The sequence below is a fragment of the Spirabiliibacterium mucosae genome (assembly GCF_014884965.1).
Taxonomy (GTDB): Bacteria; Pseudomonadota; Gammaproteobacteria; order Enterobacterales; family Pasteurellaceae; genus Spirabiliibacterium; species Spirabiliibacterium mucosae.
In genome coordinates this window covers 20,977-37,553 of record NZ_JABTBO010000003.1, presented here as the reverse complement: position 1 = coordinate 37,553, position 16,577 = coordinate 20,977, and the positions used below count along the sequence as shown (strand labels likewise).

19 protein-coding genes are annotated in these 16,577 nt (G+C 52.2%); 9 read left to right on the top strand and 10 right to left on the bottom strand.

Features of this window, described 5'->3' with window-relative positions; genetic code table 11:
• The first annotated feature begins 16 nt into the window (after positions 1–16).
• The 5 genes from HPC37_RS01635 to HPC37_RS01615 all read left to right on the top strand — a co-directional run bounded on the left by HPC37_RS01635 (position 17) and on the right by HPC37_RS01615 (position 4,454).
• Positions 17–805, top strand: coding sequence for an alpha/beta hydrolase (locus HPC37_RS01635; RefSeq protein WP_208121509.1), 789 nt, complete (start codon positions 17–19; stop codon positions 803–805).
• A gap of 72 nt (positions 806–877) precedes the next feature.
• Positions 878–1,831 carry an ABC transporter permease gene (locus tag HPC37_RS01630; protein ID WP_208121508.1) on the top strand — a complete coding sequence of 318 codons (954 nt, stop codon included), beginning with the start codon at positions 878–880 and terminating at the stop codon, positions 1,829–1,831.
• The gene (locus tag HPC37_RS01625) at positions 1,824–2,777 is read left to right on the top strand and encodes an iron chelate uptake ABC transporter family permease subunit (RefSeq protein ID WP_208121507.1); all 954 of its coding nucleotides are present in this window, start codon (positions 1,824–1,826) and stop codon (positions 2,775–2,777) included. Before HPC37_RS01630 ends, HPC37_RS01625 begins: the two co-directional genes overlap by 8 nt.
• A complete protein-coding gene (locus HPC37_RS01620) occupies positions 2,774–3,553 on the top strand; it encodes an iron ABC transporter ATP-binding protein (RefSeq protein WP_208121506.1) in 780 nt (259 codons plus the stop codon). Before HPC37_RS01625 ends, HPC37_RS01620 begins: the two co-directional genes overlap by 4 nt.
• 1 nt (position 3,554) lies before the next feature.
• Positions 3,555–4,454: a siderophore ABC transporter substrate-binding protein gene (locus HPC37_RS01615; RefSeq protein ID WP_208121505.1), complete on the top strand. Its 900-nt coding sequence runs from the start codon at positions 3,555–3,557 to the stop codon at positions 4,452–4,454.
• Positions 4,455–4,547: 93 nt separating this feature from the next.
• Here HPC37_RS01615 and gap read toward each other — a convergent pair whose 3' ends face one another.
• Entirely contained in the window at positions 4,548–5,567 is a 1,020-nt protein-coding gene (gap, locus tag HPC37_RS01610) for a type I glyceraldehyde-3-phosphate dehydrogenase (protein WP_208120353.1), read from the bottom strand.
• A gap of 371 nt (positions 5,568–5,938) precedes the next feature.
• Between gap and nhaB the strand changes: the two genes are divergently transcribed.
• Positions 5,939–7,486, top strand: a complete 1,548-nt coding sequence (gene nhaB / locus HPC37_RS01605) for a sodium/proton antiporter NhaB (RefSeq protein WP_208121504.1) — start codon at positions 5,939–5,941, stop codon at positions 7,484–7,486.
• A gap of 9 nt (positions 7,487–7,495) precedes the next feature.
• The gene (gene dsbB / locus HPC37_RS01600) at positions 7,496–8,032 is read left to right on the top strand and encodes a disulfide bond formation protein DsbB (protein ID WP_208121503.1); all 537 of its coding nucleotides are present in this window, start codon (positions 7,496–7,498) and stop codon (positions 8,030–8,032) included.
• A gap of 58 nt (positions 8,033–8,090) precedes the next feature.
• Here the strand turns inward: dsbB and cpdA are convergent, their stop codons facing one another.
• Positions 8,091–8,921, bottom strand: a complete 831-nt coding sequence (cpdA, locus tag HPC37_RS01595; RefSeq protein WP_208121502.1) for a 3',5'-cyclic-AMP phosphodiesterase — start codon at positions 8,919–8,921, stop codon at positions 8,091–8,093.
• A 136-nt stretch (positions 8,922–9,057) separates the two neighbouring features.
• Positions 9,058–9,684: an NUDIX domain-containing protein gene (locus HPC37_RS01590; RefSeq protein ID WP_208121501.1), complete on the bottom strand. Its 627-nt coding sequence runs from the start codon at positions 9,682–9,684 to the stop codon at positions 9,058–9,060.
• Between the two features lie 143 nt (positions 9,685–9,827).
• On the opposite strand from HPC37_RS01590, the gene HPC37_RS01585 reads away from it, so the two are divergent.
• A complete protein-coding gene (locus tag HPC37_RS01585; RefSeq protein ID WP_208121500.1) occupies positions 9,828–11,183 on the top strand; it encodes a TolC family outer membrane protein in 1,356 nt (451 codons plus the stop codon).
• Positions 11,184–11,245: 62 nt separating this feature from the next.
• On the opposite strand, the gene HPC37_RS01580 is transcribed toward HPC37_RS01585, so the two are convergent.
• Both HPC37_RS01580 and HPC37_RS01575 read right to left on the bottom strand, forming a co-directional pair.
• Entirely contained in the window at positions 11,246–11,566 is a 321-nt protein-coding gene (locus tag HPC37_RS01580; RefSeq protein ID WP_208121499.1) for an AzlD domain-containing protein, read from the bottom strand.
• Positions 11,559–12,269, bottom strand: coding sequence for an AzlC family ABC transporter permease (locus HPC37_RS01575; RefSeq protein ID WP_208121498.1), 711 nt, complete (start codon positions 12,267–12,269; stop codon positions 11,559–11,561). Before HPC37_RS01575 ends, HPC37_RS01580 begins: the two co-directional genes overlap by 8 nt.
• 52 nt (positions 12,270–12,321) lie before the next feature.
• On the opposite strand from HPC37_RS01575, the gene HPC37_RS01570 reads away from it, so the two are divergent.
• The gene (locus tag HPC37_RS01570) at positions 12,322–13,005 is read left to right on the top strand and encodes a 4'-phosphopantetheinyl transferase family protein (RefSeq protein ID WP_208121497.1); all 684 of its coding nucleotides are present in this window, start codon (positions 12,322–12,324) and stop codon (positions 13,003–13,005) included.
• Here HPC37_RS01570 and HPC37_RS01565 read toward each other — a convergent pair.
• The 5 genes from HPC37_RS01565 to cmoA are packed head-to-tail and all read right to left on the bottom strand — an operon-like array spanning position 13,002 to position 16,543.
• Positions 13,002–13,829, bottom strand: a complete 828-nt coding sequence (locus HPC37_RS01565; protein ID WP_208121496.1) for a D-hexose-6-phosphate mutarotase — start codon at positions 13,827–13,829, stop codon at positions 13,002–13,004. The genes HPC37_RS01570 and HPC37_RS01565 overlap by 4 nt on opposite strands.
• 41 nt (positions 13,830–13,870) lie before the next feature.
• Complete coding sequence (locus HPC37_RS01560) at positions 13,871–14,428, bottom strand: DNA-3-methyladenine glycosylase I (protein ID WP_208121495.1); 558 nt, start codon at positions 14,426–14,428, stop codon at positions 13,871–13,873.
• Between the two features lies 1 nt (position 14,429).
• Positions 14,430–14,843: a group III truncated hemoglobin gene (locus HPC37_RS01555; protein ID WP_208121494.1), complete on the bottom strand. Its 414-nt coding sequence runs from the start codon at positions 14,841–14,843 to the stop codon at positions 14,430–14,432.
• Positions 14,844–14,849: 6 nt separating this feature from the next.
• Complete coding sequence (cmoB, locus tag HPC37_RS01550) at positions 14,850–15,812, bottom strand: tRNA 5-methoxyuridine(34)/uridine 5-oxyacetic acid(34) synthase CmoB (RefSeq protein ID WP_208121493.1); 963 nt, start codon at positions 15,810–15,812, stop codon at positions 14,850–14,852.
• Positions 15,812–16,543 (bottom strand): carboxy-S-adenosyl-L-methionine synthase CmoA, encoded by a 732-nt coding sequence (gene cmoA / locus HPC37_RS01545; protein WP_208121492.1) that lies wholly within the window; start codon positions 16,541–16,543, stop codon positions 15,812–15,814. The genes cmoB and cmoA overlap by 1 nt, the downstream gene beginning before the upstream one ends.
• Between the last annotated feature and the right edge of the window lie 34 nt (positions 16,544–16,577).

Here is a 16,577-nt window from a genome sequence, read left to right as displayed (position 1 = left end):
TTTGGGGCTGATGGTAATGAGCCTTAGCACACCACTGAGGGCGGATGTGGCGCAGTTTTACCACATCCGCACCGTGGATAAACTTTTTGCCGACCGCACTTTGCGTTTATTCATCGCCGAACCTAAAGTGCGGTTCAACCACACCGCACTTTATCTTTTAGACGCCAACGTCCACTTTGCCAAAGCCCTTGAAGCAGTGGATGACACCAAGCCGCTGCCACTGATTGTGGGCATTGGCTATGTGGGCGAGGCGCGCTATTTTGTGCCTGAGCGCACGCGCGATTACACCCCAAAAGCTGACGGCGAGGCCTTTGCCCAAGGCGGCGGGGCGGATGCGTTTTTGCGTGTAATCCGAGAGCAGGTGAGCCCCTTTGTGGAAGCCGATCACGCCATCCAACAGCGTGCTTTTTTTGGCCACTCCTTTGGCGGCTTGTTCGGGCTTTATGCCATGCTTCAACAGCCAGATTTGTTTGACAACTACTTTTTAGCCAGCCCGTCGCTGTGGTGGGGCAAGGCGCAGTGGTTGATGAGCCATTGGCACAGCCTGCCAAAACCGCACTTTGTGCAGATTATGCTCGGCGAATATGAAGCCAAGCCCGAGCGTGACCCTAAGGCCAGCCCCGAGCGAGTGGCAAAAATTACCGCCAGGCGCGCGGGCATCACCGCCGAGCAGCTCGCGGCACAATTTCGCGCCCAAGGTGTCAATTGCCCGTTCAGTGAAATCCCGCACGCCAATCACGGTGCGGTGATTGTGCCTGCGTTGCGCATAGCCCTAAAGGCTATGCAAGCAGAAAAAGTGGACTAACGTCTTGTTGGGGCTTTTTCACCGTGTGAATTTAATGTTATAGTAATGAAAATCATTATTATTTTATAACTTATGCGCACACTGTTTGGATTAAGCCTTATTTTGCTACTCAGCGCGGGCATCTCGCTGTTTATTGGCGCGTCTAACGTCACACTCAGCGGGCTGTGGCAGCTCGAAGCCCAGCAATGGACGTTGCTGACAGTCAGCCGCTTGCCACGGCTGGTGAGCATTCTTATTGCCGGCAGCGCCTTGAGCGTGTGCGGGCTGGTGATGCAAAATTTAAGCCGCAACCGCTTTGTTTCCCCCACCACCGCCGGCACCATGGACAGCGCGCGGCTGGGCATTTTGCTCGCGATTGTGCTCTTCCCGCACGCCTCAATGCTGGCCAAAACGCTGGTGGCCGTGGTGGTCGCCTTTGCCGGCACCTTGGTGTTTATGCTGATTTTGCGCCGCATTAAATTCAAAGATGTGATTTTTGTGCCACTGGTGGGGATCATGTTTGGCAATATTATCTCGGCGATCACGCTGTTTATCGCGCTCAAGCTTGACGTGCTGCAAAACCTCTCTGGCTGGCTGCAAGGGGATTTTTCACTGATGATGACAGGCCGCTTTGAGCTGCTTTACATCAGCCTGCCGGCGCTGGTGGTGGTTTATCTGTTCGCGCGTTATTTCACCATCGCAGGCCTTGGTGCGGACATGGCGCGCACCTTGGGGCTGAACTACAACGCCATTTTATACCTCGGCTTGCTGATTGTGGCGCTGATCACCTCGCTGGTGATTGTCACGGTGGGGATGATCCCGTTTTTGGGCTTGATTGTGCCTAATCTTGTCACGCTTTTTTGGGGCGACAACCTCAAGCGCGTGCTGCCGCTGACCGCACTTTGTGGTGCGCTGTTTGTGCTGCTGTGCGACATTGCAGGCCGGGTGGTGATTTATCCTTATGAAATTGCCATCAACACCATTGTCGGCGTGCTGGGCAGTGGGCTGTTTTTGCTGATTTTATTTAAGGGGTACCGCCATGCTTAAGCGCCCACACGCCCGCCTTGCGCTGCTTGGGCTCATCACCTTGGTGGCCTGTGCGGTGTTTTTGTTCGCCTTTTTGCCGAATCGCTGGCAATACGCACTGCATTACCGCACGTTGGGTTTTATCGCCATTGTGCTCAGCGGCACGGCGATTGCGGTGGCGACACTGGTGTTCTACACGCTAGCCAACAACCGCATTCTCACCCCCAGCATTTTGGGGCTGGATGCGCTCTATGTGCTACTTTACACCACCGTGGTGTTCGCCTTTGGCAGCCAAGCTTTGCTCGCCGTGGGTGCGTTGGGGCAGTTTGTGGTTGCCACCGTGTTGATGCTGCTGTTCGCTTTTGCGCTTTACCATTTTATGCTCAAAGGCGAGCAGCCGAACCTCTATTTTCTGCTGCTGGTGGGCATCATTTGCGGCACGTTTTTCCACAGCCTTGCGCTGTTTATGGAAGTGTTGATTGACCCTAACGAGTTTCAAATTATTCAAGATGTCAATTTTGCCAGCATTAACAACGTTAACCGCGAGATTTTGCCGCTGGCGGCGGTGCTGGTAGTGCTGCCGTGCGTGTATGTTTTCCGCCAATTGCCGGTGCTCAACGTGCTTTCACTCGGGCGCGATCAGGCCATCACCCTTGGCGTGGATTACGCCAAATTGAGCAAGCGCTTATTGCTGGTGGTGGCACTGCTGACCTCGGTGGCCACCGCGTTGATTGGGCCGGTGATGTTTTTGGGCTTGTTGGTGATGAACCTCACCTTTGAATTTATGCAGCATCAACGCTACCAAACGCTGATGCCCGCGTGCATTTTGATCACCCTGAGCGCACTGCTTGGCGGGCAATTTTTGATAAGCCAAGTGCTCAATTTCAGCACCACGATCACCGTTGTGATCAACTTTGTCGGTGGCATTTATTTTATTTATCTACTATTAAGGCGCAACCTTGCATGAGTATTGAGCTTGAACACATCAGCAAAACCTTAGCAGGCAAAGTGATTTTAAACGATGTCAGCTGCCAGATTGCCAAAGGCAAAATCACCGCCATCATCGGCCCCAATGGCGCGGGCAAAAGCACGCTGCTCGGCGTCATCAGCCGCTTGACGAGCTTTGAAAAAGGCCAAGTGCGGTTAGACGGCCACGCCATCAGCGAGATTGCAAGCGTCCAGATGGCAAAAAGGTTAACGATTTTAAAGCAGCACAATCACCTTGATTTGCGCATCAGCGTGGAGGAGCTGGTCGGCTTTGGGCGCTTCCCGTACAACAAAGGGCGCATGACAGCGCAAGACGAGAGCATTATCGACCGCGCGCTGGCGTTTATGGCGCTACAGGATATTCGCCACAAATACCTCCACCAGCTCAGCGGCGGCCAGCGCCAACGCGCCTTTATTGCTATGACACTGGCGCAAGACACCGATTACATTTTGCTCGATGAGCCGCTCAACAACCTAGATATGAAGCACGCGGTGGTGATTATGCAGCGCCTGCGTGAGCTGTGTGATACCCATGGCAAAAGCGTGGTGCTGGTGATTCATGACATCAATTTTGCCGCCAGTTATGCCGATTGCATGATTGCGCTCAAAGATGGACGCGTGTGCCAGCAGGGCAGTGTGCGCGAGATGATGTCAAGTGCGGTGCTCGAGCAAATTTATGACTTCCCGATCGCCATTCAACACATCGACAATCAACCGATTGCGTTATATTTCAACCCCACTTTAAAAGGAGATTAACATGAAAAAACCTCTTCTCGCCCTCGCCGCCGCGCTCGGGCTGCTTTCTAGCGTGGCATTGGCCAATGATGTGACCGTGCAAAGCGTACAAGGTGCGCAAACCGTGCCGCAAAATCCGCAACGCATTGCGGTGTTTGACTTTGGCGCGCTAGACACCATCGCCACCCTCGGCGGCAATGTGGTGGCACTGCCCAAAGCCACCGCGCTGCCGGCCTACCTCAACGCCTTTGCCGGCGAGCAATACCGCGATGTGGGCAGCTTGAAAGAGCCGAATTTTGAAGTGCTCAATGAAGTGGCGCCTGATTTAAGCATCATCTCCGCGCGCCAAGCCAAAGTGGAGCAGCGCTTTGCGGAAATTGCGCCTGTGTATTACAGCGGCATTAATATTCAGCAATTTTATCCAAGTTTCCAGCAAAATGTGCGCAATATCGCCACCATTCTCAACAAATCAGCTCAAGCGGATGAAAAACTCAATGCGCTCGATGCGCAGGTGCAAGCCATCCGCGCCAAATCACAAGGCAAAACCGCACTTGTGTTATTGGTTAACGAAAGTAAGCTCAGTACCTATGGCGATGCCTCCCGCTTTGGTTTGATTTTTCAAGGCTACGGCTTCACACCGGCCGATAAAAATATTAAAGCCTCCACCCACGGCATGAGCGTGAGCTTTGAATACGTGCTTGAGCACAATCCGGATTATATTTTTGTGATTGACCGCACCGCCGCCATCACCGAGAAGAAAGACAACGCCAAAACCGTGCTGAATAACGACATCATCAAACGCACCAAGGCCTACCAACACGGCCACATTGTCTACCTCGACGCCGCCAACTGGTATCTTGCCATGGGCGGGCTGCAATCGATGCAAGCGATGAACAACGAAGTGCAAGCCGCGTTGAAATAGCGCAAAATAAAAGTGCGGTCAGCAACCGCACTTTAGGTTTTCGAGATAAAAAATACCGCACCAAAGTGCGGTATTTTTCAATTGCAAGGGTGATTAGCCTTTGTAGTCGTAGACGTGTTTAACAAGGTCTAATACTTTGTTTGAGTAGCCAGTTTCGTTGTCATACCAAGAAACCAGTTTCACGAAAGTATCAGTCAATGCGATACCAGCGTCTGCGTCGAATACAGAGGTGCACACTTCACCGTTGAAGTCAGTTGAAACCACAGCATCTTCAGTGTAGCCCAATACGCCTTTCAATTCGCCGTTGAATGTTTTACCTTCAGCGGCGTCTTTCAATGCTTTTTTGATTTCGTCGTAGCTTGCGCCTTTTTCAAGGTTCACAGTCAAGTCAACAACAGAAACGTTTGGTGTAGGCACACGGAAGGCCATACCAGTTAATTTGCCGTTCAATGCAGGCAACACTTTACCAACTGCTTTCGCTGCACCAGTTGATGAAGGGATGATGTTTTGGCTTGCACCGCGGCCGCCGCGCCAGTCTTTCATTGATGGGCCGTCAACAGTTTTTTGAGTTGCGGTGGTGGCGTGAACGGTAGTCATTAAGCCGTCTTTGATACCAAAAGTTTCGTGGATAACACGGGCTAATGGTGCTAAGCAGTTTGTGGTACAAGAGGCGTTAGAAACGATGTCTTGGCCTTTGTAGTCGTTGAAGTTAACGCCACGAACAAACATTGGGGTGCTGTCTTTTGAAGGGCCGGTTAAAACCACTTTTTTCGCACCTGCAGTGATGTGTTTGCGTGCAGTTTCGTCAGTTAAGAACAAACCAGTTGCTTCAACGGCAACATCTACACCCAATTCAGCCCAGTTCAGGTTGGCAGGGTCACGTTCTGAAGTGACACGGATTTTTTTACCGTCAACAACCAAGTGGCCGTCTTGAACTTCAACTTTGCCTTCAAAGCGACCGTGAGTGGAGTCGTATTTCAACATGTATGCCATGTAGTCAACATCGATCAAGTCGTTGATACCAACAACTTCGATGTCATCACGTTTTGCAGCAGCACGAAATACGATACGGCCGATACGACCAAAACCGTTAATACCAATTTTAATTGCCATAAGATTTTCTACCTTTGGTTAGTTTAACAAAATTACTACAAAAGCGAGCAGCACACGCTTTGCAAGCCGTTTGCCTCGCTGTTGTAACTGTGTGAAGTATATCACAAAATGAAGCGCTACTGAAACAATAAAAAATTGAGAAAAATCAAGACAGCAGGAAATAAAATGATCCATAATACCGCTGTTTTTTTAAATAAAAACGGAGTTTCATATTTCTCGGCATGTTTGCCTGCGCCAAAAGTGTGACGAACTTAACATTTTTTTTATGCAGTGAAATAAACACTTATTTTTTTCGCTCAGATGACTAAAATAAGAGGCCGACCTAGTACAATAACAACAATTCACCCCCGAATCATAATTAGGATTAGACAATGGATATGAGCAGTGCATTTCTACGCAACTTTTTAGGGAAAAGTCCAGATTGGTATAAAACCACGATTTTGCTTTTTTTAGTGGTCAACCCCATCCTCTTTTTCTTCGTCAGCCCCTTCATTGCTGGTTGGGCGCTGGTGGTCGAATTCATCTTCACCTTGGCGATGGCCTTGAAGTGCTACCCGCTGCAAGCCGGTGGGCTGTTGGTGATTGAGGCGCTTTTTATAGGCATGACCACGCCTGAGCACGTTTACCACGAAGTGGTGGCCAACATGGAAGTGTTGTTGCTGTTGATGTTTATGGTGGCGGGGATCTTCTTTATGAAAGACTTGCTGCTGTTTGTCTTCACCAAGCTGTTGTTGGTGGTGCGCTCGAAAAAACTGCTTTCGCTGTCATTTTGCTTAAGTGCGGCGTTTTTATCTGCGTTTTTGGATGCGCTCACTGTGGTGGCGGTGATCATCAGCGTCGGGACAGGCTTTTATGCCGTGTATCACAAAGTGGCGTCTGGCTATCATTTTGATGATGAGCACGGCGATTTGCTCAACGACCAAAGCATCACCAAACGGCGCAATACCCTCGAGCAATTCCGCGGCTTTTTGCGCAGCCTGATGATGCACTCTGGCGTGGGCACCGCACTTGGTGGTGTGATGACCATGGTGGGTGAGCCGCAAAACTTGATCATCGCCGAACGCGTGCAATGGGGCTTTGGTGAGTTCTTTTTGCGCATGCTGCCAGTGACTTTGCCGGTATTGATTTGCGGTTTGATCACCTGCGTGGCGTTGGAAAAATTCAAAGTGTTTGGCTACGGCGACCGCTTGCCACAAAAAGTGTGGGTGGTGCTCGCGCGCTTCCAACAAGAGCAAAACAAAAAACTCACCCCGCAAGACAGAATGAAACTCTATGTGCAAGGGCTCACTGGCATTTGGTTGATTGTCGGCCTGGCCTTCCACCTCGCGGCTGTGGGCTTGATTGGCTTGAGTGTGATTATCTTCGCGACCGCACTTTGTGGCATCACTGAAGAGAGCGCGCTGGGTAAAGCGTTTGAAGAATCCTTGCCGTTCACCGCACTGTTGGTGGTGTTTTTCTCCGTGGTGGCGGTGATTGTGGATCAAGAGCTATTCCAACCGATTATCCACCTTGTGTTGCACGCCTCCGACGAAACCCAATTGGCGCTGTTTTATATCTTCAACGGGGTGCTTTCAGCGATTTCCGATAACGTGTTTGTCGGCACCGTGTATATCAACGAAGCCAAGGCCGCGCTGCAATCTGGCGTGATTGGCCAAGAGCAGTTTGAAATGATTGCTGTGGCCATCAACACCGGCACCAACTTGCCGTCTGTGGCCACCCCAAATGGACAAGCGGCATTTTTATTCTTGTTAACCTCATCATTTGCACCACTGATTCGCTTATCTTATGGTAAGATGGTCTATATGGCGCTGCCTTATACTATTGTGCTCTCAATGGTGGGCTTGGCGTGTGTCGAATTAGTTTTGCCAACGGTAATGCACTGGTTTGAAGTGCTCGGTTGGATTGTAACACCGTTATAAGGATAGTGAATGTTAGGTTATCTCAAGCGAATTTCTCTTGGCCGTTTTAGTTGGTTTTTGGTTTTGCTCTCTGCGCTGGCCTTTGAAGGTGTGGGGTTGTATTTCCAACATATCAAACAACTCGACCCATGCGTGATGTGCATTTATGAACGCGTGGCGTTTGCAGGCATTGCGCTGGCCGGTTTGCTTGGGTGGCTCGCACCCCGTTGGTTGGTGGTGCGCCTTTTGGCACTCGCCTTGGGGCTTTTCAGCGCGGTGAAGGGCTTGCTGCTGGCGATCAAACATGTCGATTTTCAGCTCAACCCCGCACCTTGGAATCAATGCCCGTTGACGGTGCAATTCCCGAAAACATTGCCGTTGGACCAATGGCTGCCGCAGGTGTTCCAAGCCAGCGGCCCTTGCAGTGAAATCAAATGGCAATGGTTGGGCTTTTCAATGCCGCAATGGCTGATTGTGGTGTTTGCGATGTATATCGCGATTTTCGCCCTCGTGGCGTTGAGCCAATTTAAACGCCACCGCGTGAGCAGCCGTTCACTGTTTCGCTAATTCAATTGAGATATTGAGATAACGAAAAACCGCACTTTGAAAGTGCGGTTTTTTGTGCTTAATAACCTGAAATGTTCAAGTCAGGCACAAAGAGGTTGTCGGCAATGCGCTGGACTTGCGTTTCCACCCGCCCGTCTTCATAAAGGGTGAACTCGCGCCAGCCTGGTGGCATCACACCTAGGCTGAAGTTGTAGCTGTCGGATTTAAACTGAATGCACGTCGACGGCGTGGTCATCACCGGGTAGTCAAACCATTGGCTGTCCATCGCGTGGTGGATATGGCCTGAAATAATGCCTTTGATCTTATCATGGCCTTTCAAGCAGCTTAAAAATTCTGACGCATTGCGTAGGTTATGTTGGTCAAGCCACGCCGAGCGAGTTGGCACAATGTGATGGTGGAGCACCACTAAGGTGAAGCGCTCAGGGTATTGCGCCAGCTTGGCTTGCAGCCAATCGAGCTGATATTGGTTGAGGTAGCCGTGGGGCACGTTGAGCACTTGGCTATCAAGCATCAAAATTTGCCAGTGATCGTTGACTAAAATGTGCTTAAGCGGCGAAATTTGCGGGGCAAACTGCGCCAATTCTTCCACCATATAAGGCTGGAAATCGTGATTGCCCGGGATCCAAAAAACCGGTTTTTCCAACGCACGGATTTCCTCACCAAAATAGCGATAGCCCTCGCGTGAGCTGTCTTGCACCAAGTCACCAGTGGCAAGAATGAATTCAAAGTCAAAAGTGCGGTTTTTAATTTCGTTTAACACCGCGGTGTAACTTTCAAAGGTGTTGATCCCTAAAAGTTGTGCATTTTTATCGGCAAACAAATGGCAGTCCGTGAGCTGGATAAAGCGCACGGGGGCTGTTTGCGATTGGTGAATAAAAGCCGTTTTCACAAAGCACCTATTGTTTTAAAAATACAAGACTCGCTAAATAAGATAATCTGTTTTATGAATAAGTCAGCCCCTTTCTCGCAAAAATGCGTATAACCGCACATTTTTCAGCATTTTTTTGCTGAAAGTTCGAGATAGGTCACTTTTTTAACCAGCGTTGTTGCAACGCGGCATAATTGAGTTGCAGCCACTGCAAGCCCATCACCGCAATGGCGTTGTCAATCCGCCCGTTTTGCAAGCCTTGGTAGGCCTCCTCACGCGGGATAACATGCACTTTAATGTCTTCGTTTTCGCAGCTCAGCCCATAGAGCCCGCCCACATCGCGGGTGTCGACTTTGCCGGCGAACATATGAATGCGCTCGGTGATGCCACCTGGACTGTCCCACACGCTCATCACGTGCTCAACGGCTTCAATGGTGATTCCCGCCTCTTCTAGTGCCTCACGCTTGGCGACTTCTTCAGGTTTTTCGCCACTTTCCACCATGCCGGCGACCAGCTCAAGCAGCCACGGTGAGCGGGTTTTATCCCCCACATAGGCACCAATGCGCACTTGTTCGACCATCACCACCGCATCGCGCTGCGGGTCGTAGGCGATCACAGCCGCAGCCTCGCCTTTATCCAGCAGCTCACGGCGCACCAAGCCACTTTCGCCGCCGGCGAAGAGTTTGTGCTTGAAATCAATGGTGTAGAGTTTGAAAAACCCATCATAGACAAGGGTTTCTTTTTCAATGCGCAGATCCTGCGGGCCAAATTGTGCTGTTTTCATGCTTCACCCTATAAAAAAATAATCGCTAGTGTACCAAATTTCTGCGTATTTTTGCTTACATTTCTCGCTTTTTTGTGTAAAATGAACGTTCGTTCATAAGAACAAAATGACATAAGTAGAGAATTGAATTTCGGAGAATAATAATGAACAAAATGCGTGTGCTGGCAAGTGTGCTGCTGTTAGGTTTGGCACAGTCTGCGCTGGCAACCACTTTATCTCAGGCCTATGAAAAAGCCAAAGTGAGCGACCCTGTGGTGAAAAAGGCCTTGGCAGATAGCCTGCAAGTCAAAGAAGGCCGCGAGCAGGCCAAAGGCGCGCTGCTGCCGCAACTCTCAGCCAAAGGCAGTGCTAGCACTAGCCGTTATATCGATCACAGTAGCGATCGCGGCCATTACACCGACAACAGTTTCAACCAAAACCGCACTTTCAGTGTTGGGCTGAACTTGAGCCAATCGCTGTTTAACATGAGCTTGTGGCGCAACCTCTCGTTGCAAGAAAAGGCCTCGCAACAAGCGGAGGTGTCCTACCAAGCGGTGCAGCAAAATCTGCTTTATCGTGTGGCGGCAGCCTACATTGAAGTGCTCACCAGTTTGGATGCGCTCGATTCCGTGCGTGCTGAAAAACGCGCCGTGCAAAATCAACTGAAAGACACCAACCAGCTCTATCAAGTCGGCTTGGTGGCGATCACCGACGTAAATGAAGCGCGCGCCCAGTTCGACAGCGTGGTGGCGAGCGAAATCGCGGCACAAAACGCGGTGGACAACAGCATTGAAAACCTCGCCTCCATCACAGGTGACTACCCAACCCAGCTGAACAAATTGAACACCGCCAAGTTTAAAACCAAAAACTATGGTGACCCGGCGCAATACATCCAAACAGGCGAAACACGCAACTTGACTTTGACCTACTATAAAATGGCCAAAGAACTGGCCAAAGAGGGCATTAAAGTGGCGGAAAGTGGCCATTTGCCAACGGTCAACTTGGTGGCAGGGCTTAATCGAACTAATTCCCGCTTGCCGCGCGCGGCCAATTACGGCATCCCAGATCACACGTTGGATCAAGCCTCCATCGGCGTTGAAGTCTCTGTGCCGCTTTACACCGGCGGGCGCACCAGCTCGCAAGTGCGCCAACAGCAACACGCCTATGTCAGCAGCGCCGAAGGGTTGGAAACCACTCACCGCGATTTGGTGAAAAATATCCGCTCAACCGTCAACGGCTTGAACGCTACCGCCAGCTCGATCAAGGCCTATCGTCAATATGTGGTGTCCTCCAACAGCGCTTACAACGCCACGCGCGAAGGGTATGACGCGGGCACTCGCACCGTGCTTGATGTGCTCACCGCCACGCGCAACCGCCACAACGCACAGCGCCAACTTTCGCAAGCGCGTTATCAATATCTGTTGTTGGAGTTGCAACTGCGCCAACTGCAAGGCACGCTTGATCAAAGCGATCTTGACCACCTCAACAGCTTGTTGACGGTCAAAACCAAATTGCGTTAAGCCAAAAAAGCAAAAGTGCGGTAAAAAAGCAAAGTGCGGTCATGCTGACCGCACTTTTGTTTTTACAGCAGATAAATCAAATTAATGGCCACAATGCCAATCACCACGCTCAACAAGGTGTTGCGCCAGAGGCGATACGTCAGCAGCACTATGCCGAGTGCGAGCAGCTCACGCACAAAGGGCAGCCAGTCGCCTGAAAGCGCGGGCAGGCTGAGGCTACTTAACAGCAAAATCAGCATAATGCACAGCGGCAGCATTTGGTTGAGCGCTTGCAGCCAGCGGGTTTGCAGCCAACTCCCTGGCAGCAGCAACGGCAAGCCGCGGCAGATGACCATGGCGCCACACATGCCCGCCAGCGTGATGAGGGTGTCAAGGCTAGTCATTAGCGCCCCCTTTTAATAACTGGCGTTGTTGGTGGCGGTAGCGAAGCAAAATCATCAGCGCACACAGCATCACCGCGCCGAGCATCGGCCAGTTGGGCAGCAGCACCTTGGCGGCTAAAAAGCTCACCGCCGCAAGCAAAAACGGCAGCCACTGCTGTGCTTGACGGAATTGCTCATAGGCCAAAATGGCAAACAGACACGGGAGAGCGAAGTCCAAGTGCGGTATCACATTGGCAAATTGATTGCCCAGCAACACGCCAATAGCACTGGCGCTGACCCAATAAAACTGACAGAGCAAATTCACGCGCACAATGTTGGCTTGACGCTCCGCGCGGGATTGAATCGACAGCAGCGCGTAGTTTTCATCGGTCAAGGCCAGCGCGCTATACCAGCGTTTTAAGCCTTTTTCAGGCAAATCGGGATGCAGCGCGAGGGTGTAAAACACATGGCGCAGGCTGATGAAAAAGGTGCTCACCACCAAAGGGAAAAAGCCCGCGCCCGCGACAAACAACGGGATAGCGGCATATTGCGCCGCCCCTGAAAACACCACCACGCTTAACGCGATGGCAAGCCAACTAGGCAGCCCTGCGCTGATGGCCAAAATGCCATAGGCGATGCCCGCGGCATAATAGCCCATCGCGATCGGCAAGGTTAAACGCAATAATCTCGGCCACGGTTGAGGGGTGTTGGGGCTGCTCGTCATTTGTTGAAAATACCGCTACAATATCGATACCGTTAGTCTACCCAAATTCACCATGGCTGTCATTGATCACACACCCAAATTGCTGCTGGCGTGGGCGCACGCAGGCCAGCATAACGACAAGCGCGAGCAGCGCAGCGCGTGCCGTGCGCTCTCGCCGGTTGTGTTGCGCGCCTTGTTGGCGCAATCATGCTTATCGCCTAAATTGACAGAGAGCATCACGCGCACCGCCACCGGCCGGCCCTATTTCGCGGGGGTAAGCGGGGTGGATTTCAACATCAGCCATTCTGGGCCGTGGCTGGCGGTGGCGTTGATGTGCGGTGGCGAGCAAAGTGCGGTTGGGGTCGATATCGAGCAGCCCAAAATGCGCGCGTTTGGCGAGTTAATTGCGCATATTGGTGATGAGGCTGAATATCACTGGTGGGCGCACAGCGCGGACCAACAGGCGGCGTTTTATCAAGCCTGGTGCCTGCGTGAGGCGGTGTTGAAATCGCAAGGCGTGGGCATTGCAAAATTACACAGCGTGGTGCACGACCCTGTGCAACAAACAATCAGCACGCCCTTTGCGCCAGCAGGCTGCGCGCGCTTTTATGCCGAGTTGCCGTTTTATCTCGCGCTGTTTCATCAAGGCGCGCCATTGCCCGTGCAGGCGTTTGAATGGCAACACGGCGCATTGCACGCCCAAAAAATGCCAAGTGCGGTCAGCCTTCAAGTGCAACCGCACTTTGATGCTCTCTAGCGCTGCACGCGGATGACCGCTTCCATCACCTCTTTTTGCACCAGTTTGTGGCGGATGCGCGCCGTTTCCACGCAAATCATGGTTTTATACCCTTCAGGGCGCATTTGGCTTGGCGTATTCTCCCACGGGTTCCACACCACAATATCCGAGGCGTTGATGTGCTCAACTTCCACAATGCGGCCTTGGGCTTTGTCGTCGATGTGGGTGATTTGCTGATCGGCGGTGAAAATCGCATCAAAGGCGCCGTCAAGCATCAGCGGTGAGTTGACGCTGAACGTTTGCTGCTGTGCGTTGCTGAACGCTTCATCTGGCAGGCCAAACAGCGTGGTTTGTGTGATATCCCCAATGTTGTAATAGGTGTGCAGCGCCGCCTCGGCTGGCTCCACGCCGTAATGGGTAAAGCGCAAGCGGCATTGCTCGGTGAAAATCATCTCAAGCTTGGCTTCCACCAAATGGTGCTCGTCAAACAAGCAAAAGGTCAGGCTCACGGCGTCTTCGTCCACTTGCCACGCGGTCAGTTGCCACATTGACACCCGCGCATAGCCGTGCATTGGCTCGCCATGGCGGCCAAACCACGGGTAGCACACCGGCACGCCGCCGCGAATGGCGCTGCCTTGTTTAAACGGCTCGCTGTCGCTGAGCCAAATCACATCGTGTTTGGCAAAGTGCGGTTGCCAGCTTAGCAATTGCGCGCCTTGTAGGGAAATGGCGGCTTTGCCCACGGCGTGCTCAAGCACCAGCACAGGGATTTCGCCCACGCTGCGCAGGCTCAAGTTGGGGTGAATTTGTTGGTTGAGTTTTAATAATTGATAATCTAAATGCATAATCTGCTCCTAAGCTGTTTGCCTTTATTTTACGCCGATTATTATTTTCTGCCAGCACCTTGCCACGGCGGCGACAGCGCGCTGATTTTGGCATAAATCGGGCAGTGGGGCTGGTGGGCGCCTTCAAGGTAGCCGCAGCTGGTTAAAAATTCGTTGACAATCTCGCCACCGACAAATTTAAAATGGCGCTTGAACAGTTTAACCCACTGCGCCAGCGATTGCGGGTGGTGGGCATCAAGCCAGGCTTTGAACGAGCCACATTCGGCTTGGATAGCCAAAATTTGCTGCGCGTTATAAATGGCGGCATCGATTTTCAAACGGTTGCGAATAATGCCGCTGTCGGCCAGCAACCGCACTTTGTCATCGTCATCAAATGCCGCCACCTGCGCGATATCAAAATGAGCGTAAGCGCGGCGAAAGTGAGCTTGTTTTTTGAGCATCAATACCCAACTCAAGCCCGCTTGGTTAATCTCTAGCACCAAGCGCTCAAACAGGGCGTTGTCGTCGGTGATGGGGAAACCGTAGTGATGGTCGTGATAGTCGCGATTGAGCGCATCATCGCGGTGCGCCAACACGTAGTCGCAATAGGTTTCGCCCATGTTATTTCCCCACGCGAATGCGCTGCATAAAGTGCGGTAGCTCATCGCTGAGCACGCGCTGAGTCATCAAGGTTTTGATCGACTGGGCACGAAACAGCGCCTCCTCGGCCTTTTCACCGTCAAACAGTTCATTTACGGTCTCTTGCCACAGCGCCAGCCACACGTCAAACATCGCTTCATTGAGCGGTTGGCGCTTGTGCAGTTTGATGTGGGTGAGCATCGGGTTGCCCTGATAGCTCTCTTCACCGAGCAGCACCGAGGCCCAAAAGCGATACATCTTCTCCAAATGCTTTTGCCAATGGCGCCCGACAATGTGCTGAAAAACATAGCCAATGCGCTCATCGGCGAGCACTTTGTCGTAAAAGGCATTGACCAACCGCTCAATATCGGCGCGGGTTTCTAATGGTTTTGTCATACAAGCCTACTTGGTTGCAATCAGCACTGCGCGTTTTGGCGCGGGGTGGCCTTCAACGGTGCGTGTTGGGTCGGTGGGGTCTAAAAAGTCGATGAGGCTTTCTTTGCCGACCCACTCGGTGGCGCGCTGCTCATCCGGCGTGGTGGCGGCCACATCCACGCAGCGCACATTGTGAAAACCGCACTTTTCAAGCCACACGGTGAGTGCGGCGACAGACGGGATAAAATAGACGTTTTTCATTTTGCCATAACGCCCTGGCGGCACGAGTACTGCGTTTTCATCGCCGTCGATAATCAAGGTTTCGAGCACCAATTCGCCACCGGTGGTGAGCTGATCGCGCAATTGCGAGAGGTGCTCAAGCGGCGATTTGCGGTGATAGAGCACGCCCATTGAAAACACGGTGTCGAACGCGCCCAGCGGCTGCATTTGCTCAATGCCCAGCGGGATGAGGTGCGCGCGGCGGTCATTGCCAAGCAGTTTTCGCACCACTTCAAACTGGCATAAAAACAGCTCCGTTGGGTCAATCCCCACCACCAGCTCGGCGCCTTCGCCGACCATGCGCCACATATGATAGCCACTGCCGCAGCCGACATCCAGCACCGTGCGCCCCGCCAGGGGGCTTAAGTGCGGTTTGACGCGCTCCCACTTGAAATCGCTGCGCCATTCGCAATCAATATACACGCCCAATAAATCATAAGGCCCCTTGCGCCACGGCTTGAGCTGGCTTAAATGGTGGCGCAGTTGTTGGGTTTCGCCGGCTGAAAGTGCGGTTTTGGCACGCGCGCTGACCGCACTTTTAAGATCAATTTCGCACTCGCGCACGGGTAAGAAGTCCAGCACTTTGCACCATTTGGCAAACTCGCCGTGGGTGTTGGCCTGCCAGTGGCGCAGTTGCGCGGGCAGCGTTTCTAACCAGCGGCAAAGTGCGGTGCTGGCGATTTGTTGATAAAACGGGTTGAAATCGAGCATTATTCCCCCTTGATGGCCAGCATCGAGCCAAAATTAAAGCACTGAAACCACATATTGACATGGGCAAAGCCGATATTTTCCAGCAGCGCTTGCTGATTGGCGATGGTGTCAGGCTTCATCACATTTTCCAGCGCGGTGCGCTTTTGGCTCACCTCCAGCTCGCTGTAACCATTGGCGCGCTTAAATGTGTGGTGGAGATCAATCAACAGATTGTTGACTGCGCCATCAGCAAAGCGGTATTTTTCCGACAGCACCAGCACGCCGCCAGGGTTGAGGCCGTGGTAGATTTTCTCCAGCAGCACGCGGCGCTCGGCAGGCGCGATAAACTGCAGCGTGAAGTTTAAAATCACCATCGAGGCATTCTCAATTGCCACCTCGCGGATGTCGCCTTGGATAATCTCGACCGCACTTTTGCCCGCGTAAGCATTGATATGCGCGCGGGCGCGCTCGACCATGGCAGGCGAATTATCCACGCCGATGATGCGCACGTTGTCGCATGCCACATTGCGCTTCACCGCCAGCGCTGCCGCCCCACGTGAGCAGCCGAGATCGTAGACGTGGGTGTTGGGCTTGACAAAGCGCTGGGCAAGCATGCCAATGGCGGTGATGATGTTGCTATAGCCTGGCACGGAGCGCTGAATCATATCTGGGAAGACTTCAGCGACCGCGTCATCAAAAGTGAAATCGCCGATGTGCTCAATCGGCGTGGAAAATATCGTGTCTTTGTTCATGGTTTCTCTCTTTGTTACGGGGCTATTGTAGGCA